The following is a 23,295-nucleotide window of genomic DNA, read 5'->3' as shown; positions in this document are numbered from 1 at the left end:
TTCCAAGGACAAGCGGTGAGCCTGCAGGCAGGTTCCGCAGGTCCTGCAAAGAAACAAAGGTCGCCACGGCCCGTTCAACGAGAATGGAACAAGCCCATTCGTTCGCGCCGGCAACCGGCGATCCGCTCGCCGCGGTCCCCGGCCACCTGCCGATCGCCTTCGAGCGCATCAGTTCCTCGACCGACCGTGCCGGGCTCGATCGCGACGTCGCGCAGGAATTTCCCGTCGCGATCGAGATAAACGGGTTCGGCTATGCCGTCCTGATGGCAACGCCGCTCGACCTCGAAGACCTGATCTACGGTTTCCTGCGCGCCGAACGCCTGGCCGCCACGGCACGGCAGATCCTCGCGACCGACTGCTACCGGCTGGAAGCCGGCTATATCGTCCGGATCACCGTCGATGCCGCCGTCGCCGAGCGGCTGACCGATCGCGTGCGCCATCGCACCTCGGACAGCAGCTGCGGTCTGTGCGGCGTCGAAAACCTCGAGCAGGCGATGCGCGCCCTGCCCCACCTGACCGCGACTTCGGACGCCTCGAGCCTCGCGGTGTTCCGCGCACTCGGCGCTTTGTCCGACCATCAGCCGCTCAATCGCATGACCGGCGGCGTCCATGCCGCTGCGCTCTGCGACGCCGCGGGCCATATCCGCCTGGTCCGCGAGGACGTCGGCCGGCACAACGCCTTCGACAAGCTGATCGGCGCGATGATGCGCCAGGGGCTCGACTGGGACGGCGGATTTGCCCTGCTCTCGTCGCGCTGTTCCTACGAACTCGTCGAGAAGGCCGTGCTCAGCCAGTGCCCGATGCTCGTGACGATCTCCGCGCCGACCAGCCTCGCACTGGCGCGGGCTCGCGAGGCCGGGCTCGATCTGCGGGTGCTCGCGCGGCCGGACTCGCTGCTCTCGCCGGCACTCCCGGCATGACCGCGCCGCGCAAGGGCCGCGTCAAGCCGTTCGGCGGTCCCGCCGGCGGCTGGGGCTCGGTGCGCTCGCTCGCCGACATCCTGCCGCGCGAGCGGCTCGGCCTCGCGGCGCTGGCGCAGCTCGCGCGGCAGAACAAGACCGATGGCTTCGCGTGCGTGAGCTGTGCCTGGCCCAAGCCGGCGGACGCGCATCCTGCCGAATTCTGCGAGGAAGGCGCAAAGGCGACGGCTTGGGAGCTGACCACCTTGCGCACCACCCCCGCCTTCTTCGAGGATCATACCCTCACCGAACTGCGCGGCTGGAGCGACTACGAGCTCGAGCAGCACGGCCGCCTGACCCATCCGCTGCGCTATGACGCCCGGACCGACAAGTACGAGGCCGTCTCCTGGGACGAGGCCTTCGAGGCGATTGCCGAAGCGCTGCGGCCGATCCCGCCCAAGGCCGTCGCCTTCTATTCGTCGGGCCGGACCAGCCTCGAGGCCTCGTACATGTATGGCCTGATGGCGCGCATGTTCGGAAACCAGAACCTGCCCGACAGCTCGAACATGTGTCACGAATCGACCTCAATCGGTCTCAAGGCGGCTATCGGCGTGCCGGTGGGGACGACCCGGCTCGAGGATTTCGATCACGCCGACGCGCTGTTCTTCTTCGGCCACAACACCGGCTCGAACGCGCCGCGGATGCTCCACAACCTACGCAGCTGCCGCAAGCGCGGGGTCGAGATCGTGACGTTCAATCCGCTGCGCGAGCGCGGCCTCGAACGCTTCACCGATCCGCAGAACCCGATCGAAATGACGACGCTCGCCGAGACCAACATCTCGACCCAGTACCACCAGCTCAAGGCCGGCGGCGACATCGCCGCGATCACGGGCATCGCGAAGTTCCTCATCGAATGGGACGACAATGCCGCCGCGGCCGGCGATCCCGCGGTGCTCGACCACGATTTCATCGACCAGCACACCAAGGGTTTCGAGGACTTCGCCGCCCGCGTCCGTGCGACCGACTGGGACGCGATCGAGCACGAATCCGGCCTGCCGCGCTCTGCAATCGAGGAGGCCGCAGGGGTCTATGCCGAGGCCAAGGCCGTCATGGCGATCTACGGCATGGGCCTCACCCAGCACGTGAAGGGCGTCGACAACGTCCGCATGGTGATGAATCTGCTGCTGCTGCGCGGCAACATCGGCAAACAGGGCGCGGGGCCCATGCCCGTGCGCGGTCATTCCAACGTCCAGGGCCAGCGCACGGTCGGCATCACCGAGAAGACCGAGCTCGTCCCGGTCGAGAGACTGGAGAAGCAATACGGCTTCACCGCCCCGCGCGAGAAAGGGCTCGACACGGTCGGTGCCTGCCGCGGCGTGATCGACGGATCGGTTCGTGCCTTCGTCGCGCTGGGAGGCAATTTCCTGCGTGCCGTGCCCGAGACGGCGGCGATGGAGAAGGCTTGGCCAAGCCTCGAGGTATCGGTGCAGATCGCCACCAAGCTGAACCGCAACCACCTGTTTCCCGGCAAGTTTACCTACCTTCTGCCCTGCCTCGGGCGGATCGAGCGCGACGTGCAGGCCAGCGGACCGCAGGCAGTGTCGGTCGAGGATTCGACGAGCTGCATCCATGGCTCACGCGGCAAGATCGCGCCCGCCAGCGAGCACCTATTGTCGGAACCGGCGATCGTCGCGGCGCTCGCCAAGAGGCTGCTGCCCGCCAATCCCAAGGTCGATTGGGACGCCTGGACCGCCGACTACGGCCTGATCCGCGACGCGATCGAGGAAACCTATCCCGAGATCTTCACGGACTACAACGAGCGGCTCTTCACCCCGGGCGGATTCTGGAAGGGCAACAAGGCCGCCGAACGGATCTGGCTGACAGAGAGCGGCAAGGCGGAATTCTTCGCGCCGAAGTCGCTGAGCGCCACCGGCTTCGAGGATGCCGACAAGCGCTTCCGCCTGATCACGCTGCGGTCGAACGACCAGTTCAACACCACGATCTACGGCTATCACGACCGCTTCCGCGGCGTGAAAGGCACGCGCGACGTGCTGTTCATGAACGTCGCGGACATGCTGGCCGAAGACTTGGCGCAAGGCGACCTCGTCGCGCTGGAAAGCGATGCCGGCGACGGCGTGCGGCGGCGGCGCGCGGGGCTGGTCGTGACCCCTTACGACATTCCGCGCGGCTGTCTCGGCGCTTACTATCCCGAGGCGAACGTCCTCATCCCGGTCGAGCATCACGCCGAGGAAAGCCACGTCCCGGCGGCCAAGTCGGTCCCCGTCCGGATCGTGCGCGGGTGAGCTCGCCGCTACCCTATTGCGGCGCCCCGCCGCTGCCGGTCGAGCTGTGGGATCACTGGAATCTCGATCCTTTCGTGATCGCGGGCCTGCTCGGGGCGTTCTGGGCTGGTCGGGCGCTGGGCGCGCGCATGACGCCCTGGTCGACCGGCATCGCGATCCTCGCGCTGCTCTTCGTCTCTCCGCTCTGCGCGCTCAGTTCCGCGCTCTTCGCGATGCGCGTGGCCCATCACGTGATCCTGACGGGCGTGGTGGCACCGCTACTGGCCATGGCTCTCCCGCGAGCGCCCGGATCGGTGGCGCGATGGGCGGCGGCCCATGCCCTGGCCTTTTGGCTCTGGCATGCGCCGCCGATCTATGGCGAGGCGCTCGCGAGCGACATGGTCTATTGGCTCATGCAGGCGACGCTGCTCGGCTCGGCGCTGATGTTCTGGCGCGCGGTTCGCGCCGCCGCGCCGCCGCTGGCGGTCGCCAGCCTGCTCGCGACGATGGTCCAGATGGGCCTGCTCGGTGCGCTCCTCACTTTCACGACGACGCCGCTCTACGCCTGGCATCTGACGACGACGCAGGGCTGGGGCCTGTCGCCGCTCGCCGACCAGCAGCTCGCCGGGTTGATCATGTGGGTGGTGGGCGGCGCGCTCTATCTTGCCGCCGCGCTCAAGGTCGCGGGCGGGATCCTGGGCGGCGCGGTACGGACGGCTCGGGCGTGATCGAGGCCGTCCGCCGATGGGCTGCGCGCCATGCCGCCGAGGGCCGCTACTCGCCGGTCGGCATCGCGTTCCACTGGCTGATGGCGGCGCTGATCCTGTTTCAGATCTATTGGGGCTGGCGGATGAGCCGTCTGCCCGTCGGCGGCGACAAGCTCGATGCCTATGCGGTTCATTCTCAGATCGGCCTCGCCATGCTGGTGCTCGCCGGCATGCGCCTCGTCTGGCGGATCATCGTGCCGGGACCGATCAACGATGCCGATCGGCTCGGTTGGCAGACCCAGCTCGCCTATCTGACGCATGGGCTGTTCTACATCTGCTTCTTCGGTCTGCCGCTGACCGGTTGGGCGATGTGGTCGGCGCTGGATGGCGCGCCGCGGCTCGAACTGCTGGGCTTGCCTTGGCCACTTATGCCGTTTCACGACGTCCCGATCGCGGTCCAGTGGGCTGTGCTCGACTGGGCGGAGGGCGTTCACGCGCTGCTCGTGCTGTGCCTGCTCGTCATGGTGCCGCTGCATGTCGGCGCCGCGCTGAAACATCACTTCTGGGACAAGCACGACACGCTCATCGGGATGCTGCCGGTGCTCGAAGACGACGAAGAGCAGTCTCGCACGCCTCGGCCCGGTCTACACGATGCCGGTCTTCCTGATGCCGGCCCTACCGATGCAGATCTGCCAGCTGGCGCACCTGCTCCGGCGCCAGCGCGCGGCTGACGGCGAGCATCTCGCCCATCCCATCGCCGCGCCGCTTGCCCGCGCGCCAGGCGAGCAGCTGCGCTTCGACATAGTCAGCGGGCTGCCCGGCGAGCGGCGGATTGCCGGCCCCCCGGCCCTCACCGGCCGGGCCGTGGCACTGCGCGCATCGCGCCGCATAGAGCGGCGACACCCGGGGTAGCGCGGCAGCCGTGACGGGCAGTGCGGCATAATAGGCCGAGACCTTGGCCCGGTCCTCCATGCCCAGCCGGCGGACGATCGCGCGCATCTCGGCGTGCTCGCGGCGGCCGTTGGCGTAGTCGTCTAGCTGGCGATGGAGATAGCCGGCGTCGAGCCCGGCAAGTCGCGGGACCAGCCTGCCGTCGCCTTCGCCTTTGAGACCATGACACGACGCGCAGGCATGGGTCGGACCGCCGTCGCCGCCGCCGAGCGCGATGACCTCGCCGCTGGCGGTGAAGGCCGGATTTCCGCCGCCGGGATCGGCGCAGCCTTCCAGGATCGTGGCCAGGATCGCAGCCAGATAGAGAAAGGGCGCGGACTTCGGCACGCCATCGGAACAGTTGCGACGCCGGGCGGTTCCACGATCGGAGGCACGACAGACGAATGGGGGTGCGTATCGCCTTGATTGCGGCATTGCTGCTGGCCGGTTGCGAGAACGTCGGCCTGGCCCCCAATCCGGCTGGCACCGAAGCCGTCGCGCGCGGACGTGTCGCAGCCGAGCGGCTCGGCTGCGGCGCCTGCCACGTCATCCCGGGTATCTGGCCCGCCGGCACGAGCGGGCCTTCGCTGGCGAACTTTCGCAATCGCGCCTCGATCGCCGGCCGCCAGGCGAACCGCCCCGACCGTCTCGCCGAATTCCTGCTTGATCCGGCGGGCACGGCCATGCCGCGCCAGCCGATGAGCGCGCGAGACGCCGCGGACATCGCTGCCTTCCTGCACTCCGCCCCGCAGTCCGCACATGCGCGTTGAAGCCGGCCTGACTTCGGTCTTGAGCGGCTGGCCGCCGCCGGTGCTCGACGCGGGCGGCCCCTTTGCCCAGCCCGTGGTCTTGCTCACCTGGGCGCTGCTGATCGGCGGGACGATAGTGCTGATCGTCGTCCTCGCGGCCCTCGCCGTGGCGCTCTGGGGCAAGCCGTCGTTGCGGCGCCGGCTCGGGGGCGACCGCGCGATCTGGATTGGCGGCGTCGCCTTTCCCGGAGTGGTGCTGACAGCGCTGCTGATCTGGGGCCTGCGACTGACCGGCGATCTCCAGGCGACCGGCCCGCGTGCAGACGAAATGCGCGTGCGCATCACCGGCGAGATGTGGTGGTGGCGCGTCGCCTATCTCGACGCGGCGGGTCGCACGGTGATCCGCGATGCCAATGAGCTGCACATCCCGGTTGGAAAGAGCGTGCTGCTCGAGCTCGCCTCGGCCGACGTGATCCACTCGTTCTGGGTCCCGAACCTCGCCGGCAAAATGGACATGATCCCCGGCCGCACCAACCTCCTGCGCATCCAGGCGGACAGGCCGGGCACCTACGGCGGCCAATGCGCCGAATATTGCGGCGGCCCGCATGCGCTGATGGGTTTCGCCGTCGTCGCCCACACCCCCGAGACCTTCGCCCGCTGGCAAGCGGGCCGGCGTGCGCCGCCCCCACCCGAAGCGCAGCGGGGCGCCGAACTTTTCCGAACGAGCGGCTGCGCAGCCTGCCACACGATCGCGGGCACCGAGGCCAACGGCCTTGCCGGCCCCGATCTCAGCCACGTCGGTTCGCGCCGCACCCTGGGCGCGGGCATCCTACCCAACAATCGCGGGACGCTGATGGGCTGGATCGCTGACAGCCAGACGCTCAAGCCCGGCAACCGGATGCCGGGCTACAAGCAGCTCGCGCCCGAGGATCTCGCCGCACTGGCTGCCTATATGGAAAGCCTCAAGTGAGGTCTGAAACGGGCTTCGATCCCGCGCTCTACGATCGTTTTCCGACGAAGGGCGAGCGGCCGAGGCACGAGGAAGCACAGCTCAAGCGCATCTGGTGCGCGCCCAAAGGCTGGGAATACCTGACCGTCGTCAACAACAACTACGTCGGCATCTACTACCTCGCCACGGCCTTCCTGTTCTTCCTGCTCGCCGGCTTGCTCGCGCTGGTCATGCGCGTCCAGCTTGCCGCGCCGCTGATGGAGGTGCTGCCGCAGGCGACCTACAACCAGGTCTTCACCATGCATGGCACGGTGATGATGTTTCTCTTCGCCGTGCCGATGGTCGAGGCTGCGGGCGTGCTGCTGCTGCCGCAGATGCTCGCCGCGCGCGACCTGCCCTTTCCGCGCCTGTCCGCCTACGCCTTCTGGGCCTACGCCGTGGGCGGCCTCGCCTTCTTCGCCTCGCTGTTCGTCGGGCTCGCCCCCGACGGCGGCTGGTTCATGTATCCGCCGCTGACCTCCAAGTCCTATTCGCCGGGCATCAACACCGACTTTTGGCTGCTCGGCATCGGCTTCATCGAGATCAGCGCAATCGCCGGCGCGATCGAGATCATCGTCGGCGTGCTGCGCACGCGCGCGCCGGGGATGAGCCTCGACAAGATGCCGATCTTCGCCTGGGCCATGCTGGTCTTCGCGGTCATGATCGTCATCGCCTTCCCGAGCGTGATCCTCGCGACGCTGCTGCTCGAGATCGAGCGCGCCTTCAACTGGCCGTTCTTCGATGCGACCCGCGGCGGCGATCCGCTACTGTGGCAGCACCTGTTCTGGTTCTTCGGCCACCCCGAGGTTTACATCATCTTCCTGCCGGCCGCGGGCATGATGAGCATGATCGTGCCGACGATCGCCCGGACCGAACTTGTCGGTTACCGGCTGATCGTCCTCGCCATGGTCGCCACGGGCTTCATCAGCTTCGGCGTCTGGGCCCACCACATGTTCGCGACGGGACTGCCGCCGATGACCGCGGGGTTCTTCTCCGCGGCCTCGATGGCGGTCTCCGTTCCCGCGGGCATCCAGGTCTTCTCGTGGATCGCGACTTTCGCTATCGGCAAGCCGCGGTTCAACACGCCCGGGCTCTTCGCGATGGGAAGCGTCGTAATCTTCGTCACCGGCGGGCTGACCGGCGTCATGGTCGCGCTCGTGCCCTTCGACTGGCAGGTGCACGACACCTATTTCATCGTCGCCCATCTCCACTACGTGCTGATCGGCGGCATGGTCTTCCCGCTGTTCGCCGCGATGTACTACTGGACACCGATGGTCAGCCGCACGGCACTGTCGGAGCGGCTCGGCAAATGGGTCTTCGGCCTGATGTTCGTCGGCATGAATGTCGCCTTCATGCCAATGCATCTCGCCGGGCTCATGGGCATGCCGCGGCGCATCTACACCTACCTGCCGGGCACCGGATGGGACCTGCCCAACCTGATCTCGACGATAGGTGCCTTCATGCTGGCGCTCGGCATCGCGCTGTTCCTCATCGACATGGGCCGCCGCTTCCGCCTTGCGCCGGGCGGCGGCAATGCCGGCAACACCTATGGTGCGGGCACGCTCGAATGGCTGCCCACCGAACTGTACTCGACGCGCTCGATCCCCGTAGTGAAAAGCCGCGAGCCGCTGTGGGACGATCCTGGTCTTTCGGACGATGTCGAAGAGGGGCGCTACTTCCTGCCCAATTCGGCGACCGGCCGGCGCGAGACGATCGTCACCAGCCCGCTTCTCGCCGAGCCGCAGTATCTGCAGATCATGCCCGGCCCCTCGCCCTGGCCTTTCGCGGCGGCGATCCTGACGGCGGGCTTCTTTCTCGCCCTCACCGTGCAGGCTTACACCTTTGCCTGGGTCAGCGGCGCCCTGGCGACGATCGCGGTCCTGCGCTGGCTGTGGGACACCGACCAGCCCGTCGACCAGGGCGACGTCGACATCGGCGCGGGCATCCGCGTGCCGACCTATGTCACCGGGCCCGCTAGCCATGGCTGGTGGGCGATGGTGATCCTCATGATCGTGATGGGCATGATCTTCGCCATGGCGCTGTTCAGCCTCGCCTTCCTCTGGGGTAACCAGCCGGGCTTCTGGACCAAGCCGCTGCCCCTGACCGAGGGCCTGGCGATCGCGGCGGGCTATGTCGGCGTCGTTTTCGCGGCCTGGGCGACGCGGCGGCTCCATCGCAGGGGCAACAGCTGGGCGACGATCCCCGTGATCCTCGCTGCCGTGGCTGCGCTCTTGCTGACCTGGCTCGATGCGCGCGCGTGGCTCGCGCTCCTGCCGCCCGATACGAGCGGCCAGAGCGCCGCGGTCAACGCCATCCTCTGCCTGCAGGCGATGGTCGGCGCGATCGCCGTGCTGATGGCCGGCTATCTCGGTTGGCGCGCGGTGAAGAACTTGGTCAGCCAGACCCGCAACAACACGCTGGATCTGACCTGCCTGTTCGTCGGCTATGCCGGCGCGCAAGGCCTGGTCGGCACGCTTTTCGCCCGCGCGATAGGCGCATGAGAACCTGGCTGATCCTGCTGGGCGGGATGCTCGTCTGGGCGCTGCATTTCTTCGGGCTCTACGCGATCGCCGAGATCGCGCCCCATCGCGCGGCGGTCGCCGCGCTCACCCTGGTCTGCCTTGGCGCGGACGTCTGGTTTCTACGGATCATTTCCCGCCTGCGCCGCGACGATCCCTTTGCCGCCTGGCGCCGCTCGGTGGCCGGCGCTGGGGCTGGCCTCAGCCTGCTGGCGGTGGCTTGGCAAGCGCTGCCGGCGCTGATGGCGGGCTGAGCGGGGTCACGCGCCATACCGTCTGCGACAGATCGTCGGCGACGATCACCGCGCCGCGCGGGTCGACCGTCACGCCGACGGGCCGGCCGCGGGCCTTGCCATCGGCATCGAGGAATCCGGACAGGAAGTCGACCGGCGCTCCGCTCGGCTTGCCACCCGCCAGCGGCACGAAGACCACCTTGTAGCCGCTCAAGGCCTTGCGGTTCCAGCTGCCGTGCTCGCCGACGAAGAGGCCCTGCGCGAAGTTCGCCCCCAGAGCCGGCGCCGCGAAGGCCAGGCCGAGCGGCGCGACGTGCGAGCCCAGGCTGTAGTCCGGACGCAGTGCCGCGGCGACCTTCTTGGGATCGCCGGGATGGACGCGAGGGTCCACGTGCTGCCCCCAGTAACTGTAGGGCCAGCCATAGAAGGCGCCCGGTCGTACCGCGGTCACATAGTCGGGCACGAGGTCCGGCCCCAGCTCGTCGCGTTCGTTCACCGCCGCCCAGAGCTGCCCACTGCCCGGGTCGATCGCCAGCGCGCTCGGATTGCGCAGACCCGTCGCGAAGGGGCGATGCGCGCCCGTGGCCGTATCGATCTCCCAGACCATCGCGCGGTCGAGCTCGGCCGCCATGCCCCGCTCGGTAATGTTGCTGTTCGAACCGATGCCCACATAGGCCTTGGCACCGTCGGGACTGAGCGCGAGCGACTTGGTCCAGTGGTGGTTGATCTGGGCAGGCAGATCCGCGACTTTGGCGCCCGGCGTGGTGATCTGCGTCTGGCCCTCGACATAGGCAAAGCGCAGCAGCGCATCCTGGTTTGCGACGAAAAGCGAGCCGTTGAAGAAAGCCAGGCCATAGGGCGCATTGAGGCCCGAGATGAAGGTCGTGCGTAGTTCGTAGCGACCGTCTCCGTCGGCATCGCGCAGCAGCGTGATGCGGTTCCCGCCTTCGACCTTGCTCTTGCCGCGCGCCTTGATGAAGCCCGCGACGATATCCTTGGGCCGCAGCGCCGGCGCGGACTTGCCCGCACCCTCGGCGACGAGGATGTCACCGTTGGGCAGGACGAGCATCTGACGCGGCATCTTCAGTCCCGTCGCGATCGCCTCGACGCGAAAGCCCGCAGGAACCGTCGGTTTCTGGCCGTCCCATCCCGTCGGCCCGGCGACGGCGATCGTCGGTAGCAGCCCGGTTTCGCGCGCGGGAAGACGCGGGTCGGAACCGTATTGCGCAGTCTCGCTCTTGCTGCCGCAGGCGGCGAGCAGGACGACGAGCGGCACCATCGCAGCCCCGGCAATCCATCCGCGGCGCATCATGCCTCTCCTCGCCGGGCAAATCCGGAATAGCCGACCCAGGCCGCGGCGATCGCCAGGACCGTCGTGGCGAACGACAGGACCGCTCCCGTAATCGTCACCGAATACCAGCCGTCGCGGCTGTGCAGCAGCATATTGACGAAAGCGACGATCCACAGGCCGGCCAGCAGCGCGAGATAGAGCAGCGGACGCGCGCGGGCGCCGACGATATGTCGCAGCAGTGTGAAGCCCGCCGGAATCAAGGCGAGCGCGCCGACGATCAGACCGCCCGCGATCGCCCACTGCGCGAAGTTCGACCACTGAATCTGGGCCGTTCGCAGGTAGGTGACATCGGCCAGAAAGGCCGCGCCGAACAGCGTCGGCAAGGCGCCGAGGACGATGCCGTGAAGCGGGTGGATCGGGTGGTGGAGTCGCTCGGCGACCATTCGGGAGCTCCTTGGGACGTCCCCACCTAACGATCCGCGCAGGCCGAAGTTGCGGCTGCCCCAAGAAGCGGTGGCTGGCGCGGCCACGGTTCGCTCGGAACCGACACTCGCGCGGGAACCGACGGCGGCGCCAAGCGATCAGGTGCCGACATGGAGGCATCATGATCGAAACATTTCATCGCTTTGCCAAGCATGCGGCCGACGCCGCGGGCTCGCCCTGGGCCTTCCTCGGCACGTTGGTCATCGTGGCCGCGTGGTTGGCCCTGGGGCCGGTGTTTCGCTTCTCGGATTCCTGGCAGCTTACCATCAACACGGCGTGTTCGATCGTCCCCACCCTGATGGTGTTCCTGATCCAGAACTCGCAGAACCGGGATTCGCGTGTCCTGCAATTGAAGCTCGACGCAGTGCTGGCCGACGCGGGAGGCGAGGCATCGGCATTCGTCGATCTGGAGAACCTGTCGAGCAAGGACATCGAACGGGTCGCGCAGCGCCTCCTCGCCATGGTTCAGGAAAAACCCGAGGGCATCTAAAGAGGAAAGGACCAAGGCTTGCTGAATTGCTTGGCAAATCTCTGGGCACATCGACGGCATGCCGCGCGTTTGGCCGGAGTGACAACGACTATGGCGATCACAGCATGACTCAAGCGCGCACTGCCGAACATGGCCGGGCCGATCGCGATGCCCCCGCGAACTCCAACGAGGTCTATGCGAAGGGACTGGCGCGGGCTTTTGCCGGCGCCATCATCTTCGGACTGCCGCTGCTGATGACGATGGAAATGTGGACGCTGGGTTTCGCCATCCATCCCTTTCGGCTCCTCGCCTTCATCCTTTCGAATTTTGCGGTCCTCGTCGTACTGTCCCGCTTCGGCGGCTTCGAGCCGACCGAAACCCTCGCCGAGGATGTTCTCGACGCGCTCGGCGCCTATGCCGTGGGGATCACCGTCTCTGCCCTGGCACTCACGGTCCTCGGGCTGATCTCCAAGGACAGCCCGCTGCATGAAATTGCCGGTATGATCGCAGTCCAATCCGTGCCGGCGAGCTTTGGTGCGATGCTCGCGCGCAAGCAGCTCGGCGATGGCGAAGGCGAAAAGCGCGAGGAAGAGGAAGCCCGTTCGGCGGGCTACGCCGGGCAGCTTTTCCTCATGATGGCCGGCGCCCTGTTTCTCGCCTTCAACGTCGCGCCAACCGAGGAGGTCGTGCTCATCGGGCTCAAGATGACCGCCTGGCATACCCTCGCCCTCATTCTGATCTCGCTGATCGCGCTCCATGCGCTCGTCTACACCGTGGGTCTGGCGGGACGGGAGGAAGCTCCCGAGGGCTATGGCACGGGACGCGTGTTCTGGGCCTTCACCTGCCCCGGCTACGGGATCGCGATGCTCGTCAGCCTTTACGTCCTGTGGACTTTCGGGCGCATCGACGGCGCGGCCCTCGACGTCGTTGCCGCCAATATGGTCGTGCTCGGTTTTCCGGCTTCGGTCGGAGCGGCGATCGCACGGCTGGTGGTCTGAGGAGAAGCGACTTGGCTGGATCCCGTAAAATCGCCGCGAAGACCCCGGTTCTGGAATGGATAGCCGGCGGCATCGGCCTGGTCTTCCTGATCGCCCTGCTCGTCATCGTGGGCCGCGATGCCCTGACCCGACCTTCGAGCGCCCCTGCGGTGGTCAGCATCGAGCCCGGCCGGATAACGAGGACGGCGACGGGCTACGTCATGCTCTTCAAGGCGGTCAATGTCGCGGGCGGGGATGCTGCCGAGGTCCAGATCGAAGGCCGGCTCCTCGATGGTGATCGTGTCGTCGAGACCAGTTCCGCGCTCGTCGACTACGTCCCCGGAAACGGCCGCGCCGAGGGCGGGCTCTACTTCGAGCACGATCCGGCTGGACTGATCGTTCGCATGAGGCCGCTCGGCTATCAAGTCCCCTGAAGCGGTGGCAACGGCGAGACTGCGCATCCACGCCATCGCCCGGATCGACGTCGTAAGCAGAGCAGCTTGCGCCAAAAGAAATCCGGCTCGAATAATCCACATCCGGATCGCGTTTGCCGACGAGGAAAGGCAAGAGAACTCAGAGCCGAGACTGCAATGCCTTTTTTCGTCGCTCCCTCGGCAAACCAGATAGGTTGCCTATTCGCGGCCTTGCCGATCGCCCGCCAACGACTGGCGACGCGCCGAAGGGAAAGCCTTGAGGGCGATCGCCCCTTACCGCCTTCAATTGAGCAGAGCTTCTAGTTTCGCCGCGATGCCCCCGCTCTTGATAGCCCGATCCCATTTTCCTCATGCGCACTAGGCCGCGAGCCGGTTACGTCCTTTCGCCTTCGCATCGTAGAGGGCCTCGTCCGCCCGGCGCAGGGCGCCTTGAAAATCGGCCTCGTCGCGCTTGATCGTCCCGAGTCCCATGCTGAGCGACCAGGTCGATTGGGTCTGGGCAGGCTCGACCCGTGCCATCAACGTAGCGGCCGCGGGGCGAAGGTCCTGGGCTCTGGGAAGCAGGATCACGAACTCGTCTCCCCCGACGCGCGCGAGCGCGCCGCCAAGCGCGCCACAAACCTTCATCGCGGCCTGCGCAATCTCGACGAGCACGGCGTCACCGGCAGCATGGCCCTGCCGGTCGTTGACCGACTTGAAATGATCGACGTCGATCGCGATCACCCCGGCCTCCGGACGCCATAGCAGCGCCTTCTGCTCGTCGAGCCCGGCGCGGTTCCAGGCGCCGGTCAGCGGATCGCGCAGGGCCGCCTGCCGGAGGTTTTCCTGCGCGCGGTCGAGCGGAATGGCGAGAAGGCCAACGTTGAGCACGGGCAAAAGCAGCATGTCCGCAAGCATGGGCACCATGGCAATGGGAGCCTGATAGTCACCCAGGATGGGCGTCAGCATCACGATCGCGAAACCCGGCAGATATCCGAGCATGGCAAAGCCGGCGATGCGCTGACCCCGCGCGGGACCGTTCAACATGACGAGGCCGCTCGTCAGCATCGCCCCGGCAAGGCCCAACGCATCGCCCGCTTCTCCATACCGCGCCGCGAGCAGACCCGCATCGACGAGAAGCGCCGTCACCGCGTGTCCCGCAACAGCAAAGGCGACCGGCAAGACCATCCAGCTCTCGAACTGCGGTCGCCCTTCGAAACGGCGCAAGCCGAGGATCGGGATCAGGTTGCTGATCGCGAGCAACGCGAAAAGCACGCTGCTTCCGGCAAGCCCAGCATGGCCGATCCAGGCGAGCCCGAGCAGCGTGGCGCAGTACAGGAAGGAGCTCGCCGCCCAGTATGCAAGGTGGATCTCGGCTCGCCGGCAGATCCACAGGATGAAGAAGATCGAACCGCAGGCCAGAGCATTCAGCACGCTGCAGATGCGAAGGGTTTCGATATCGGGAAGGGTCATATGGATCTCGAACTGACGAGAGAATCCTTTTCCAGACGCGAGTTAAGATTGCCTGAGCCGCGGGGTCCGTTGTTGGCACTCGTGCCCCGGCCCCTTTGGAATGCTCCTTCGCCGACAGCGATGAACGGTTGCGAATTGCGAGCGGCAAATAGCGGGCGGCGGCCCTGCCCGACGTCGCTCGCGCTCCGCTGTGGATCCCCTTCAGCTCCGGTCGTACCGCCGGACATGTGCTCGTCGCAGGACGCGGTCTTCGAGCGAGAAGTAGAGCAAAATGGTCTCGCCGTCGTCCAGGCACGACGCAGCGAAAGCTATGTCGGTCCCCGCGCGCTCCTTAGGGGGCGGCGGAACCAGCATGGGCTCCACGCAGCGATCGACCACGCGGGAATAATTCTCGTCGAAGGCGATCCAGCCGATCCGCCAGCGCGCGTCGGCCGTCGCACCATTATAGAACATCACGGGCGGCTGCCCCGGACGTGCGACGATAGGCCCCGTCGACAGGTGCCAGTTGTCCCACGCCCTTGCGCGGATGGTGAAGGGATCGGTGACCGACTCCCAAGGCCCCTCAGGACCATCGGCAAGCGCAAGGCCGATGCGCGAGGCTCCTTGTCCGTCAAACTCCCGGGCATATTCGTAGAACAGACGCCAGCGTCCGTCGGCACCTTGAGCCACTGTCGCTTCCTTGATGTTGCCCGCACCTTCGGGCGCTTTGAGCAGCACTTTCTGCTTGCGCAGGTGATCGAGGCCCGGGCCTTTGGCGACGAGCAGCGAGCCTTGCGCACGAGCCGCGTCGACCCCGGTGTAGAAGACGAGCAGTGCCCCTTCGCGCGCGGTTACCACAGTAGGATCCTCGACACCGCCGAGGTCCGACGCTTCCGGTCCCGGAGCGATCGCCGGTTGCTCGTGCATCGTGAAATGCAGGCCGTCTTCGGAAGTGCCGGCGTATATCACACCGGTCGGATCGTCCGGCCCGAGCGGGTTGTCGAGTACGCGTACCAGCAGGTGCCGCCGACCCTGCTCTTCCCAGACATAGGGGCTCATCAGATCATGCCGAGCGAGCAGTCCGTCCGCGCGCGCGATGTCGAGCTTCACGACTTCCAGCTTCTCCACGACGTAGTCGATCTGCACGCATCAGGCTCCTTGTGCGACGGTAAGCGATAGCGCGCCGTCGATCACCACCGTCGCGCCAGTGATGTAGTCGGCCGCGGGCGAGAGCAGATAGAGAACGAGGTCCGCCACTTCTTCGGGCCGCCCTGCACGTCCCCAGGGGATTGCAGCCGACTTACGCGCGAGTTCGTCCGGATCGTCGAGCGCCGACTGGTTCATCGGTGTCAGGATCATCCCGGGCGCAACGGCATTCACCGCGATGCCGCGCGGCGCGAGCTCGAGCGCCAGCGTGGCGGTGAGCTGTGCCAGGCCGCCCTTGGCGCTATCGTAGTCGGCGCCCCCGGCGCGAGGCGCGCGCTCGTGGATCGACGAGATGTTGACGATACGGGCGCCGCCCTCGTGTCCCTCGAGACCGCGGACAAGCCGCCGGCAGGTGAGAAACGGACCATGGAGATCGGCGTGCAGGACGCGGTCGAACTGGGCGAGGCTCATGTCCTGGATGGACGTGCCCGTCATATTGAGTCCTGCGGAATTGACGAGCAGCCGCACGGGACCGAGCACCGCCTCTGCCGCAGCGAACAGCGTCTCGACGTCGGCTTCGCTCCCGACATCGGCCTGCTGCGCGATCGCCTTACCGCCCGCCGCCGCGATCTCCGCGACCACCGCCGCGGCGGCGCCTTCGTCGTGAAACCAGGTCAGCGCGACCGAGACTTGGGCTCGGCCGAGCGCCAGAGCGCAAGCCTTACCGATGCCCGATTCTCCGCCGGTGACCACAGCACATGTCGAAGCCATATCCATGACAGGCAAACGTGCCGCGTCTTCGCCTGTTTCATGAAAACACCGTAATGTGGGCTCCGCGCCCAGGACTCGCGGAGGTAAGCCCGCGTGGCCGGAGGGATCCTCCTCCTCATCATCTGAGGCGAGGATATTTGCGCGATGTCCCGGGGCACCAAGGCCGTTGCGCTTCCTGGCAGCCCAAGTGAACGGGCGGCCGTGATCGAGATAGCGGGAGAACGGTTGGCTGCCGGCTTGGCCGGCCATATCGCCAAGCTCTAGCCTGCGCGCATACGCCGCGCCGCTTGCGCGGCGGGAAGGCTCGAGAACCGGAGGAAACCTGCAATCGCGGCGATCGCACGAACCTGGAGACGCTCGCCGGCTCTTAAGCCCGCCCCCTCCAACTGCGGAAGGCTCCTGACCGGCTCGGGCACGATCTCGACCGCCGCGCGCACCAACAGCCGCTGCAACCCTTTCAACGGGGCTGGCAGGATGGCTGCATCGGACATTACACCCCGGAATTCAGAAAGTATGTCCGAACCTTCGAGCGTCGGCGCGGTCGCGGTCAGCAGCCGTTCCCACGCAGGCCACGAGCCGGGCGCACCCACCGCGCCGTAGAGTTTCGCGGCCGCCTGCCCTTCGGCAAAGACCGCGGATTTTTCGGCCGGCGTGAGCTTGGAGGCATAGGCGCTATAAGCCTCGGTGAACCCGAATATGGCCGTTGCCTGGACCCAGTTCAGAAGCCGGGGATCGTTCGCGCTATAGGGCAGCCCGTCGGCCGTGGTACCGCGAACCCCAGCGTGCATCGCCACCACGCGCGCGATCATCCGTTCTGCCTCGCCGCGGGGTCCGTAGACCGTGGTCATTGCGGCAAAGCCCGTGCGGCGCAGCCGGCCCAATGGATCTCTGCGGAAACTGCTGTTGTCCCAAACGCCCGAGCGAACCGACGGCTCGGCCAGTTCGAGGAGCACTGCGGCCACGCCGCCGATGAACACCGTGACGGGGTTGGCAAAGATCCGCCACGAGACGCCATCGGCCGGTGCAAGCGACGGCTCGCCGATCGGTTTCGTAAAATCGGCCGTTATGCCCGACGGCGGGCGCATGAGTTCGTTCAACACGCGGAGCATCAGACGATCTCGATACGGCAGTCACGAAGTTCATAGCCGGTGACGAGGGAATTCCAGCCGAGCTTTGGCGCGCGCACCAACCGCAGGCCCGGTACCCGCAGCAGACGATCGAGGAAGGCCTCGGCCTCGTTCAGGGCCACGCCCGCGCCAGGGCAACGATGCTCGCCATCGCCGAAGGCAAGGCCGGCTCCGCCCACGCGATCGCTACGCAGCCTGTCGGGATCGAGATGCTCCGGATCGTCGCCCATCGCTTCGGGATCGGCATTGGCGGAGCGAATGTCGAGCGCAAGCGGTGGCTCGCCGCCCTTCGCGCGGCGATAAAGCGTGCCGACGACCGGCTCCAGGCGCAAGATTTCCTCGAGCATAGCGAGGCGGCCGGCCCGGTCCGTCGTCAGGAATCGGCCGCGCAATTCGGCATTCTCGAGCAGGTGCCATCCCGCCATCGTCACGAATTCACGCGTCGTGACCATGCCGGCCGCACCGTAGGTGAAGCATTCGACGAGGATATCCCGGTCAGAATATCCTTCGGAAAGCAGATGCGAGATCACATCCTCGCGCGGCTGTTGCCGGCGCGCCGCAATGGCGGGACGGACGTCGCGGATATGGAAATGGAACATGCGCAATTGCCCGAGCACGGTCGCGATCACGCCGGATATAGGATCGTGACGCATCGCCAGCGCCGGCGAGAAGAAAGCGTCCAATCGCCTGATCATGCCGCGCTTGTCGCTGTCGGTCAGCCCGACGATGCCGGCAGCGACGCTCACCGCGAGGTCCAGCGCCATGGTGTCGAGCCGGGCATGACCGCGGCGCTGCAGTTGATCGATCAGCCGGTCGCAGCATTCCTCGATCACCGGCCGGTGCCGCTCCTTGACCGCGCGCGGTGTGAAGAAGCGCGCGGTTGCGGCCCGCTGGCGCCGATGGGCCTCGCCAGAAAGAAACAGAATCGGCGGACGCACCGTCCGACCAGCCCGCTCGACCAGATCCGCCTTGAAGCCCGCCTGCCGCAGGCCCGGATCGCGCAGCACGCGCCGAACGGCGTCGTAACCGCGGACTGGCAGCACCGTTCGCACGGGACCGCCGCGCGTGCCATCTAACGATTTGCTTCGGGGTTTTTCACCCTTTTGGCGCTCGACTTGCGAAACGATGGCGTCCATCTTCGACTCCACTTTTGATAAGTTACTTATCATAAATTGGATCGAAGGCAAAAGTGTCAAGGGTAGGCGAGCGACAAGACGCGAGGGTCGTGCGATCACGAGCGGCAATGCGGCAGGCGCTGCTCGAACTTCTGGCGGACATGCCCTTTGAGGCTGTCACGGGCGCCATGATCGCCGATCGCGCCGGCGTGGGCTATGCCACCTATTTCCGCCACTACGCCGATCCGCGCGACCTGCTGGTGGACACGGTAGCCCATCTTGCCGACGAACTGGTCGAGCAGATGATACCGGCGCTGATTTCCGGCGGCACGCAGGCTGCGGCGCGCGAACTCGTACAAGCCATCGATGCCGAACGTTCGACATACATCGCGCTTCTGACCGGCGCCGGCGACGCCACGCGCGGCATGTTGGTGCGCCACCTGTTCGACCGCATGGCCGATCTTCCCGACCTGTCTCCGGAGTGGTTGCCGCGACGGCTCGCCATACGCTTCGCGATCGTAGGCACTATCGAACTGCTCGATTGGTGGCTGCGCGAGGAGCCGCTTCTGGACTTGGCAAGGGTCGCAGACCTTGTCGACCGCCTGATCATCGCGAGGATCAGCACGGCTTCGTGAGCGAGCCCCGGTCGAGGCGCTTTTTGCCTGTCAAACAGCCGTCCCGATCGGAATCGGCGAACCCGATTGGTTGACCTTTACCCTGCCCGCAAAAGCGACGGGGAAATCCTGCTCCCTAGCGCAAGCAGTCCATCGTGATCTCCCGATCGGGGGCGAGCAAAGTCAGCGCAGACAATAGTCTTCGCCGCCAAGTCCCAACCATCGCGCGAGCAAGCCCAGTTCGGCTCGAAGCGCCTCCGCAGCATCACGCGGCGCGTCCGGCTCGAAATGACAAGTCTGGACCAGCAGACGCGACGCTTGGCGATCGGCCTTGAGATCGACGCGCGCGACCAGCCGATCGCCGAGCAGGAACGGCAGGACATAGTAGCCGTGCTTGCGCTTCTCGGCCGGCACGTAGATTTCGATGCGATAGTGGAAGCCGAACAACCTCTGAACACGGTCCCTTGACCAGATCAGCGGATCGAAGGGGGCCAGCAAGGCCTGCCCCTTGATCGTACGCGGCCGGCGGGCATCGCGGTGGATCCATGTATCGCGCCATCCCGGCACGTTGACCGGAATCAACACCCCCTCCTCGACGAGGCCCGCGATCGCGGTCCTCGCCTGTTCGGGAGACAGCCGAAAATAGTCCCGAAGGTCTGCAGCTGTCGCGATACCATGTGCCTTGGCCGCGCGCTCGATGAGGGCAAGGCAAGCCTGCGCCTCGCCCGGGGTCTCCTCGCTCAGAATGTGCGCGGGAATGACCCGCTCGGTCAGGTCGTAGACGCGCTCGAAACTGCCCCGCCGCGTCGCGGTGGTGATGTGACCCGCCCAGAAGAGCCACTCGAGCGCGCGCTTGGTGTCGCTCCATTCCCACCAGCCCGACTGCCCCTTGTGGCTCTCGAAGTCGGATGCCGCGAGCGGACCGTCGATGCGAATACGATCGAGCAGCGCCATGGCCTCGGCGCGCCGTTCGGTCGCATAGAGGCGCATGCGCCCCCAGCCCGTCTCGCCGCGATCGGCCGCGGCCATGCGCCACCGCAGAAGCGGCTGAAGTTCGACCGGCAGCAGCGAGGCTTCATGGGCCCAATATTCGAACAAACGCCGCTTGCGCCTGGGGCCCCATGCGAGGTTGTCCAGATCCGCCCGGTCGTAAGCGCCGAGACGCGAGAAAGCCGGCAGATAATGCGCGCGGGACAGGACGTTGACGCTGTCGATCTGATGGAGCTGGATCTTTGCCAGAGCGCGCATCAGATCGGCCGAGCCGGGCTTGTCCGGCAGCTTGCGTCCGAATCCTTGCGCCGCCAGCGCCATGCGCCGCGCCAGCGGCAGCCCGATCCGTTCGATGGTCATGGGCGGCATGCGCTCATGTCCCCTCCGCGCGGCCAGCACCTGGCTCGATAACGATCGTCGTGCGGACAGAAATCGTTCGATCAGCCACCCAGCGTCACCACGACGGGGCAGTGATCCGAGTAATGCTTTTCGCCCTCGGCGTAGCGAACCTCCGAATACGAATGCATGTCGCGGCCCGCGCGCTTGTCGAGGACGATATGGTCGATGAAGCTGTCGAACCGCGGATCGCAGGCCGGCGGGACGCCTTCGTCGGCGAGGCGCAGATCGGCATTGGCCGGAACGCCATCGTCGATCTCGCTCCACACCGCGTCGCGCGCAAGCGCCAGGCGGCGGTTCCAGTCGCCCATGACCGCGAAGCGTTGCGCACCGTTCGCTGCCGCGTCGATCCAGGCCTCGAGCGCGGGGATCTGACCCAGGAGCACCGGGCAAGCCTTGGCCTCGGCGCCGGTGAAACAGCCGGATTTGAGATGGACGCCGAGGAGCCTGATCGCGCCGCGCCCGCGCGGGCGGATCGTCACGTCGACACCCGAGCGAAGCTGCGGATCGCCTGTCTGCAGGCTCGTCACGTCGGGATTGCGATCGAAGGCGATACCCTTGCGGATGGCGAAGCCGACCGCCTGACGAATAAACGGTTGCTCGGGATGCCTGCCGCCGCAGGTCCCGGTCGGATTGCCTGCGCGGTTCTCCATGACGATCACATAGCGGGCAGGATCGAACACCCGCGCCGCGGCCATAGGGCTCTCGGCTTCCTGGAAGGCGACGACATCGGCATCAAGGTCGTTTGCGATCCGGCGCATCGCCGCGTAGTCGGCCGCCGTGCGCGGTTCGCATCCCGTCCCGTCCTTTTCGGCGAGGAATTCGAGATTCCAGCTCGCGAGCCTCAGCGCCGCTGCGTTTGACGCACGCGCATCGCGTGACGGCGTATGCGGCGCTGCGCAGGCGGCGAGCAACAGGATAAGGGCGAGCGGCGCGGCGCGCAATCGGGATTTCATGGGCGCCTTCTGACCGGACCCGGCGGCGGGTTCAATCGCTGCCGGCCGCAGTTCGCCGACATCAGAGCGCAAGGCGGCGCTGAGCGCCGGGCTTGCCTGCGCGCGCGCCTTTCATCTCCTCGACGAAGAAGGTGTGCGCAGGCTGGATCGCGAGCAATTCCGTCTCCGGCACCGTAGCGTCGAGCCACTGCATGACCTGGCGGCGATGGATGATCGCGCCGTGCCGCTCCTGATAGTCCGATATATCGGAATTCGCGTAGACGGTGATGACGCGGTAGCAGACTGGCCAGTCGGCCATGGCCGGCTCCCATACGCCGGCGAGGTAGAAGAAGTTGCCGCTGTCTAGCGTAACCCGGTAGCGCTTGCCGCCCGCGGCGCGCATGTGGAATTCCGAGCAAGGGATCAGGCAACGCGCGCTCGGAAATGTCTTTCCTTCCGCGCGAATGAACCGGTACTCGATGCCGCCCGTGAAACGCGGATTGGAACCCCAGCTTGCTTCGATCATCTCCACTTCCGAGAGATCGTCGGGATTGCGGCGGATGATCGCGCGCGCGTCGCCAAGCGGGGCATCGATATCGAACGGGGTTGGCTTCGAGTCCACAGACAGAACATAAAGAGAACTAAGACCGCTTGCAAGCTGCGGAGGAATGAGGTTTCCATGTGCAACGACTACCGCCTGGAGGTCGACATCGCCTCTATCATGGAGGATTTCGACGACCTCAAGATCAAGATCAGGCTGCCCGAGGGAAAGCCCAACGTCGCGGCGCGCGAGGATATCCTGATCACCGACGTGGCGCCGATCGTGAAGGGGATCGTCGGCGAGCGCGGCAGCGGCGAACTGGTCAATCGGCGATGGTCCTGGCCCGGCCCCCGCGGCGCGCCCGTCTTCAACTTCCGATCGGACGGACGCGACTTCGCGTCGAACCGCTGCCTGGTCCTTTGCGACGGGTTCTACGAGACGACCGATCCCGCGATCCCCAAGCAGAAACGTCTCGACAAATGGTTGTTCACGCTCGAGGGCCACGACTGGTTCTGCATGGCCGGCGTCTGGCGCGCCTACGAAGACGGCGAGGCATTCAGCCTGCTGACGATGGATGCCGGTCCGGACATCCGTCCCTACCATGATCGCCAGATCATCCCGCTGACGCGCGACCGATGGGCCGACTGGCTCGATGTCGATGTCCCCGCACATGAGGTCCTGCGACACCTGCCCGCGGGGAGCCTGATCTCGCAACAGGTCTGGCCGCCGCCGGGATCGGCGCCCGATCAAGGCAGCCTGCTGCTCTGACGCTCCCGCCCGCAGTCGAGGAGCCACAGTTTCGGATGCAACTGCGCTCGCGCATTGCGCGGGCGCATAGTAATCTCGTCCGCCATGAAGGACTGGTACACCCCCGAGGAAGAGGCTGAAATCGAGCGGGCCGAGCGCTGGAACGTCATCGATGCCTGGGCCCATGCCTTCCTGGTGGGCGCCTGGATCCTGCAGGGCCTCCTTTCCTGGTCGTGACCGACGAGGAGCACCTGTGGGTCTGCGCGCTCGAAGTTGAACGACAGCACGGGACATCGGCCTTTCTGTTCGCGTCGATGCGCGCCGACGCGCTGCTGGCCGAAGGTGCCTTCGAGGGCGCAAGGGTGTGGCGCGCCATCCTCGAGCGCATCGAGATGCTCGAGCAGGCCCCCTCCACGCCCGTCAACTAGCACGACAGGCCGCGCCATCGATGCCGGCCGCCCCGCTCGGGAGCGGATATCCCGGTCATGGCCAGCAGCGTGTCCCATGCCAAGCGGCCGCAG

The 23,295-nt window shown here is 66.5% G+C and carries 26 protein-coding genes; 15 read left to right on the top strand and 11 right to left on the bottom strand.

All coding sequences use genetic code 11. The features are described 5' to 3' along the window. Positions 1–83: 83 nt before the first annotated feature. The 4 genes from fdhD to OLX23_RS14105 are packed head-to-tail and all read left to right on the top strand — an operon-like array spanning position 84 to position 4,619. Positions 84–920 carry a formate dehydrogenase accessory sulfurtransferase FdhD gene (fdhD, locus tag OLX23_RS14120; protein WP_264445626.1) on the top strand — a complete coding sequence of 279 codons (837 nt, stop codon included), beginning with the start codon at positions 84–86 and terminating at the stop codon, positions 918–920. Beyond that, positions 917–3,202: an FdhF/YdeP family oxidoreductase gene (locus OLX23_RS14115; RefSeq protein ID WP_264445625.1), complete on the top strand. Its 2,286-nt coding sequence runs from the start codon at positions 917–919 to the stop codon at positions 3,200–3,202. Before fdhD ends, OLX23_RS14115 begins: the two co-directional genes overlap by 4 nt. Then, positions 3,199–3,909, top strand: coding sequence for a cytochrome c oxidase assembly protein (locus OLX23_RS14110; protein ID WP_264445624.1), 711 nt, complete (start codon positions 3,199–3,201; stop codon positions 3,907–3,909). The genes OLX23_RS14115 and OLX23_RS14110 overlap by 4 nt, the downstream gene beginning before the upstream one ends. Beyond that, on the top strand, positions 3,906–4,619 hold the full coding sequence (locus OLX23_RS14105; RefSeq protein ID WP_264445623.1) for a cytochrome b: 714 nt from the start codon (positions 3,906–3,908) through the stop codon (positions 4,617–4,619). Before OLX23_RS14110 ends, OLX23_RS14105 begins: the two co-directional genes overlap by 4 nt. Here OLX23_RS14105 and OLX23_RS14100 read toward each other — a convergent pair. Continuing rightward, on the bottom strand, positions 4,564–5,166 hold the full coding sequence (locus OLX23_RS14100; protein ID WP_264445622.1) for a c-type cytochrome: 603 nt from the start codon (positions 5,164–5,166) through the stop codon (positions 4,564–4,566). The two genes, OLX23_RS14105 and OLX23_RS14100, sit on opposite strands and share 56 nt — an antisense overlap. A gap of 56 nt (positions 5,167–5,222) precedes the next feature. Between OLX23_RS14100 and OLX23_RS14095 the strand changes: the two genes are divergently transcribed. From OLX23_RS14095 to OLX23_RS14080, 4 genes are read left to right on the top strand one after another with little or no spacing between them, the layout of a single operon-like run. Continuing rightward, on the top strand, positions 5,223–5,588 hold the full coding sequence (locus OLX23_RS14095) for a c-type cytochrome (protein WP_264445621.1): 366 nt from the start codon (positions 5,223–5,225) through the stop codon (positions 5,586–5,588). Next, positions 5,578–6,537: a cytochrome c oxidase subunit II gene (gene coxB, locus OLX23_RS14090; protein ID WP_264445620.1), complete on the top strand. Its 960-nt coding sequence runs from the start codon at positions 5,578–5,580 to the stop codon at positions 6,535–6,537. The genes OLX23_RS14095 and coxB overlap by 11 nt, the downstream gene beginning before the upstream one ends. After that, the gene (locus OLX23_RS14085; RefSeq protein WP_264445619.1) at positions 6,534–9,056 is read left to right on the top strand and encodes a cbb3-type cytochrome c oxidase subunit I; all 2,523 of its coding nucleotides are present in this window, start codon (positions 6,534–6,536) and stop codon (positions 9,054–9,056) included. The genes coxB and OLX23_RS14085 overlap by 4 nt, the downstream gene beginning before the upstream one ends. Next, positions 9,053–9,328 carry a hypothetical protein gene (locus OLX23_RS14080; protein ID WP_264445618.1) on the top strand — a complete coding sequence of 92 codons (276 nt, stop codon included), beginning with the start codon at positions 9,053–9,055 and terminating at the stop codon, positions 9,326–9,328. The genes OLX23_RS14085 and OLX23_RS14080 overlap by 4 nt, the downstream gene beginning before the upstream one ends. Here OLX23_RS14080 and OLX23_RS14075 read toward each other — a convergent pair. Both OLX23_RS14075 and OLX23_RS14070 read right to left on the bottom strand, forming a co-directional pair. Then, entirely contained in the window at positions 9,276–10,619 is a 1,344-nt protein-coding gene (locus OLX23_RS14075) for a PQQ-dependent sugar dehydrogenase (RefSeq protein ID WP_264445617.1), read from the bottom strand. The two genes, OLX23_RS14080 and OLX23_RS14075, sit on opposite strands and share 53 nt — an antisense overlap. Beyond that, positions 10,616–11,041, bottom strand: coding sequence for a DUF2231 domain-containing protein (locus OLX23_RS14070; protein WP_264445616.1), 426 nt, complete (start codon positions 11,039–11,041; stop codon positions 10,616–10,618). The genes OLX23_RS14075 and OLX23_RS14070 overlap by 4 nt, the downstream gene beginning before the upstream one ends. Positions 11,042–11,202: 161 nt before the next feature. Here OLX23_RS14070 and OLX23_RS14065 point away from each other — a divergent pair, with 161 nt between their 5' ends. From OLX23_RS14065 to OLX23_RS14055, 3 genes are all read left to right on the top strand, one after another. After that, positions 11,203–11,571 carry a low affinity iron permease family protein gene (locus OLX23_RS14065; RefSeq protein WP_264445615.1) on the top strand — a complete coding sequence of 123 codons (369 nt, stop codon included), beginning with the start codon at positions 11,203–11,205 and terminating at the stop codon, positions 11,569–11,571. Between the two features lie 104 nt (positions 11,572–11,675). Further along, positions 11,676–12,548 (top strand): TIGR02587 family membrane protein, encoded by an 873-nt coding sequence (locus OLX23_RS14060; protein WP_264445614.1) that lies wholly within the window; start codon positions 11,676–11,678, stop codon positions 12,546–12,548. An 11-nt stretch (positions 12,549–12,559) separates the two neighbouring features. Next, positions 12,560–12,961: a hypothetical protein gene (locus OLX23_RS14055; RefSeq protein WP_264445613.1), complete on the top strand. Its 402-nt coding sequence runs from the start codon at positions 12,560–12,562 to the stop codon at positions 12,959–12,961. 357 nt (positions 12,962–13,318) lie between these two features. On the opposite strand, the gene OLX23_RS14050 is transcribed toward OLX23_RS14055, so the two are convergent. The 5 genes from OLX23_RS14050 to OLX23_RS14030 all read right to left on the bottom strand — a co-directional run bounded on the left by OLX23_RS14050 (position 13,319) and on the right by OLX23_RS14030 (position 18,572). Beyond that, complete coding sequence (locus OLX23_RS14050) at positions 13,319–14,413, bottom strand: GGDEF domain-containing protein (protein WP_264445612.1); 1,095 nt, start codon at positions 14,411–14,413, stop codon at positions 13,319–13,321. A gap of 201 nt (positions 14,414–14,614) precedes the next feature. Then, positions 14,615–15,538, bottom strand: coding sequence for a glycosidase (locus OLX23_RS14045; protein ID WP_264445611.1), 924 nt, complete (start codon positions 15,536–15,538; stop codon positions 14,615–14,617). A 3-nt stretch (positions 15,539–15,541) separates the two neighbouring features. Next, entirely contained in the window at positions 15,542–16,309 is a 768-nt protein-coding gene (locus OLX23_RS14040) for an SDR family NAD(P)-dependent oxidoreductase (RefSeq protein WP_264445704.1), read from the bottom strand. Between the two features lie 260 nt (positions 16,310–16,569). Next, positions 16,570–17,418 (bottom strand): oxygenase MpaB family protein, encoded by an 849-nt coding sequence (locus OLX23_RS14035; protein WP_264445610.1) that lies wholly within the window; start codon positions 17,416–17,418, stop codon positions 16,570–16,572. Beyond that, positions 17,418–18,572: a cytochrome P450 gene (locus tag OLX23_RS14030; protein WP_264445609.1), complete on the bottom strand. Its 1,155-nt coding sequence runs from the start codon at positions 18,570–18,572 to the stop codon at positions 17,418–17,420. Before OLX23_RS14030 ends, OLX23_RS14035 begins: the two co-directional genes overlap by 1 nt. Positions 18,573–18,679: 107 nt before the next feature. Here OLX23_RS14030 and OLX23_RS14025 point away from each other — a divergent pair, with 107 nt between their 5' ends. Beyond that, positions 18,680–19,186 (top strand): TetR/AcrR family transcriptional regulator, encoded by a 507-nt coding sequence (locus tag OLX23_RS14025; protein WP_264445608.1) that lies wholly within the window; start codon positions 18,680–18,682, stop codon positions 19,184–19,186. 162 nt (positions 19,187–19,348) lie between these two features. On the opposite strand, the gene OLX23_RS14020 is transcribed toward OLX23_RS14025, so the two are convergent. The 3 genes from OLX23_RS14020 to OLX23_RS14010 form a co-directional block, all read right to left on the bottom strand. Beyond that, the gene (locus tag OLX23_RS14020) at positions 19,349–20,554 is read right to left on the bottom strand and encodes a winged helix-turn-helix domain-containing protein (RefSeq protein ID WP_264445607.1); all 1,206 of its coding nucleotides are present in this window, start codon (positions 20,552–20,554) and stop codon (positions 19,349–19,351) included. Positions 20,555–20,595: 41 nt separating this feature from the next. Beyond that, a complete protein-coding gene (locus OLX23_RS14015; RefSeq protein ID WP_264445606.1) occupies positions 20,596–21,507 on the bottom strand; it encodes an endonuclease/exonuclease/phosphatase family protein in 912 nt (303 codons plus the stop codon). 61 nt (positions 21,508–21,568) lie between these two features. Then, entirely contained in the window at positions 21,569–22,012 is a 444-nt protein-coding gene (locus OLX23_RS14010; RefSeq protein WP_264445605.1) for an SOS response-associated peptidase family protein, read from the bottom strand. A gap of 153 nt (positions 22,013–22,165) precedes the next feature. Here OLX23_RS14010 and OLX23_RS14005 point away from each other — a divergent pair, with 153 nt between their 5' ends. The 3 genes from OLX23_RS14005 to OLX23_RS13995 all read left to right on the top strand — a co-directional run bounded on the left by OLX23_RS14005 (position 22,166) and on the right by OLX23_RS13995 (position 23,202). Next, entirely contained in the window at positions 22,166–22,795 is a 630-nt protein-coding gene (locus tag OLX23_RS14005; protein ID WP_264445604.1) for an SOS response-associated peptidase family protein, read from the top strand. A gap of 84 nt (positions 22,796–22,879) precedes the next feature. Continuing rightward, positions 22,880–23,011: a hypothetical protein gene (locus OLX23_RS14000; RefSeq protein WP_264445603.1), complete on the top strand. Its 132-nt coding sequence runs from the start codon at positions 22,880–22,882 to the stop codon at positions 23,009–23,011. Further along, a complete protein-coding gene (locus OLX23_RS13995; protein ID WP_264445602.1) occupies positions 23,008–23,202 on the top strand; it encodes a DUF6961 family protein in 195 nt (64 codons plus the stop codon). The genes OLX23_RS14000 and OLX23_RS13995 overlap by 4 nt, the downstream gene beginning before the upstream one ends. Positions 23,203–23,295: the final 93 nt, after the last annotated feature.

It is taken from the genome of Novosphingobium sp. JCM 18896, assembly GCF_025938095.1.
Lineage (GTDB): Bacteria > Pseudomonadota > Alphaproteobacteria > Sphingomonadales > Sphingomonadaceae > Novosphingobium.
This window is presented reverse-complemented; position numbering and strand designations above follow the sequence as displayed.

What these genes read in the sequence shown, in the direction of transcription:
- OLX23_RS14080 (WP_264445618.1), top strand. Translation starts at nt 9,053, where the DNA reads ATGAGAACCTGGCTGATCCTGCTGGGCGGGATGCTCGTCTGGGCGCTG.
- coxB (WP_264445620.1), top strand. Translation starts at nt 5,578, where the DNA reads ATGCGCGTTGAAGCCGGCCTGACTTCGGTCTTGAGCGGCTGGCCGCCG.
- OLX23_RS14015 (WP_264445606.1), bottom strand. Translation starts at nt 21,507, where the DNA reads ATGAAATCCCGATTGCGCGCCGCGCCGCTCGCCCTTATCCTGTTGCTC.
- OLX23_RS14040 (WP_264445704.1), bottom strand. Translation starts at nt 16,309, where the DNA reads ATGGCTTCGACATGTGCTGTGGTCACCGGCGGAGAATCGGGCATCGGT.
- OLX23_RS14025 (WP_264445608.1), top strand. Translation starts at nt 18,680, where the DNA reads ATGCGGCAGGCGCTGCTCGAACTTCTGGCGGACATGCCCTTTGAGGCT.
- OLX23_RS14075 (WP_264445617.1), bottom strand. Translation starts at nt 10,619, where the DNA reads ATGATGCGCCGCGGATGGATTGCCGGGGCTGCGATGGTGCCGCTCGTC.
- OLX23_RS14060 (WP_264445614.1), top strand. Translation starts at nt 11,676, where the DNA reads ATGACTCAAGCGCGCACTGCCGAACATGGCCGGGCCGATCGCGATGCC.
- OLX23_RS14115 (WP_264445625.1), top strand. Translation starts at nt 917, where the DNA reads ATGACCGCGCCGCGCAAGGGCCGCGTCAAGCCGTTCGGCGGTCCCGCC.
- fdhD (WP_264445626.1), top strand. Translation starts at nt 84, where the DNA reads ATGGAACAAGCCCATTCGTTCGCGCCGGCAACCGGCGATCCGCTCGCC.
- OLX23_RS14005 (WP_264445604.1), top strand. Translation starts at nt 22,166, where the DNA reads ATGTGCAACGACTACCGCCTGGAGGTCGACATCGCCTCTATCATGGAG.
- OLX23_RS14010 (WP_264445605.1), bottom strand. Translation starts at nt 22,012, where the DNA reads ATGATCGAAGCAAGCTGGGGTTCCAATCCGCGTTTCACGGGCGGCATC.
- OLX23_RS14030 (WP_264445609.1), bottom strand. Translation starts at nt 18,572, where the DNA reads ATGGACGCCATCGTTTCGCAAGTCGAGCGCCAAAAGGGTGAAAAACCC.
- OLX23_RS14000 (WP_264445603.1), top strand. Translation starts at nt 22,880, where the DNA reads ATGAAGGACTGGTACACCCCCGAGGAAGAGGCTGAAATCGAGCGGGCC.
- OLX23_RS14070 (WP_264445616.1), bottom strand. Translation starts at nt 11,041, where the DNA reads ATGGTCGCCGAGCGACTCCACCACCCGATCCACCCGCTTCACGGCATC.
- OLX23_RS14095 (WP_264445621.1), top strand. Translation starts at nt 5,223, where the DNA reads ATGGGGGTGCGTATCGCCTTGATTGCGGCATTGCTGCTGGCCGGTTGC.
- OLX23_RS14035 (WP_264445610.1), bottom strand. Translation starts at nt 17,418, where the DNA reads ATGCTCCGCGTGTTGAACGAACTCATGCGCCCGCCGTCGGGCATAACG.
- OLX23_RS14050 (WP_264445612.1), bottom strand. Translation starts at nt 14,413, where the DNA reads ATGACCCTTCCCGATATCGAAACCCTTCGCATCTGCAGCGTGCTGAAT.
- OLX23_RS14065 (WP_264445615.1), top strand. Translation starts at nt 11,203, where the DNA reads ATGATCGAAACATTTCATCGCTTTGCCAAGCATGCGGCCGACGCCGCG.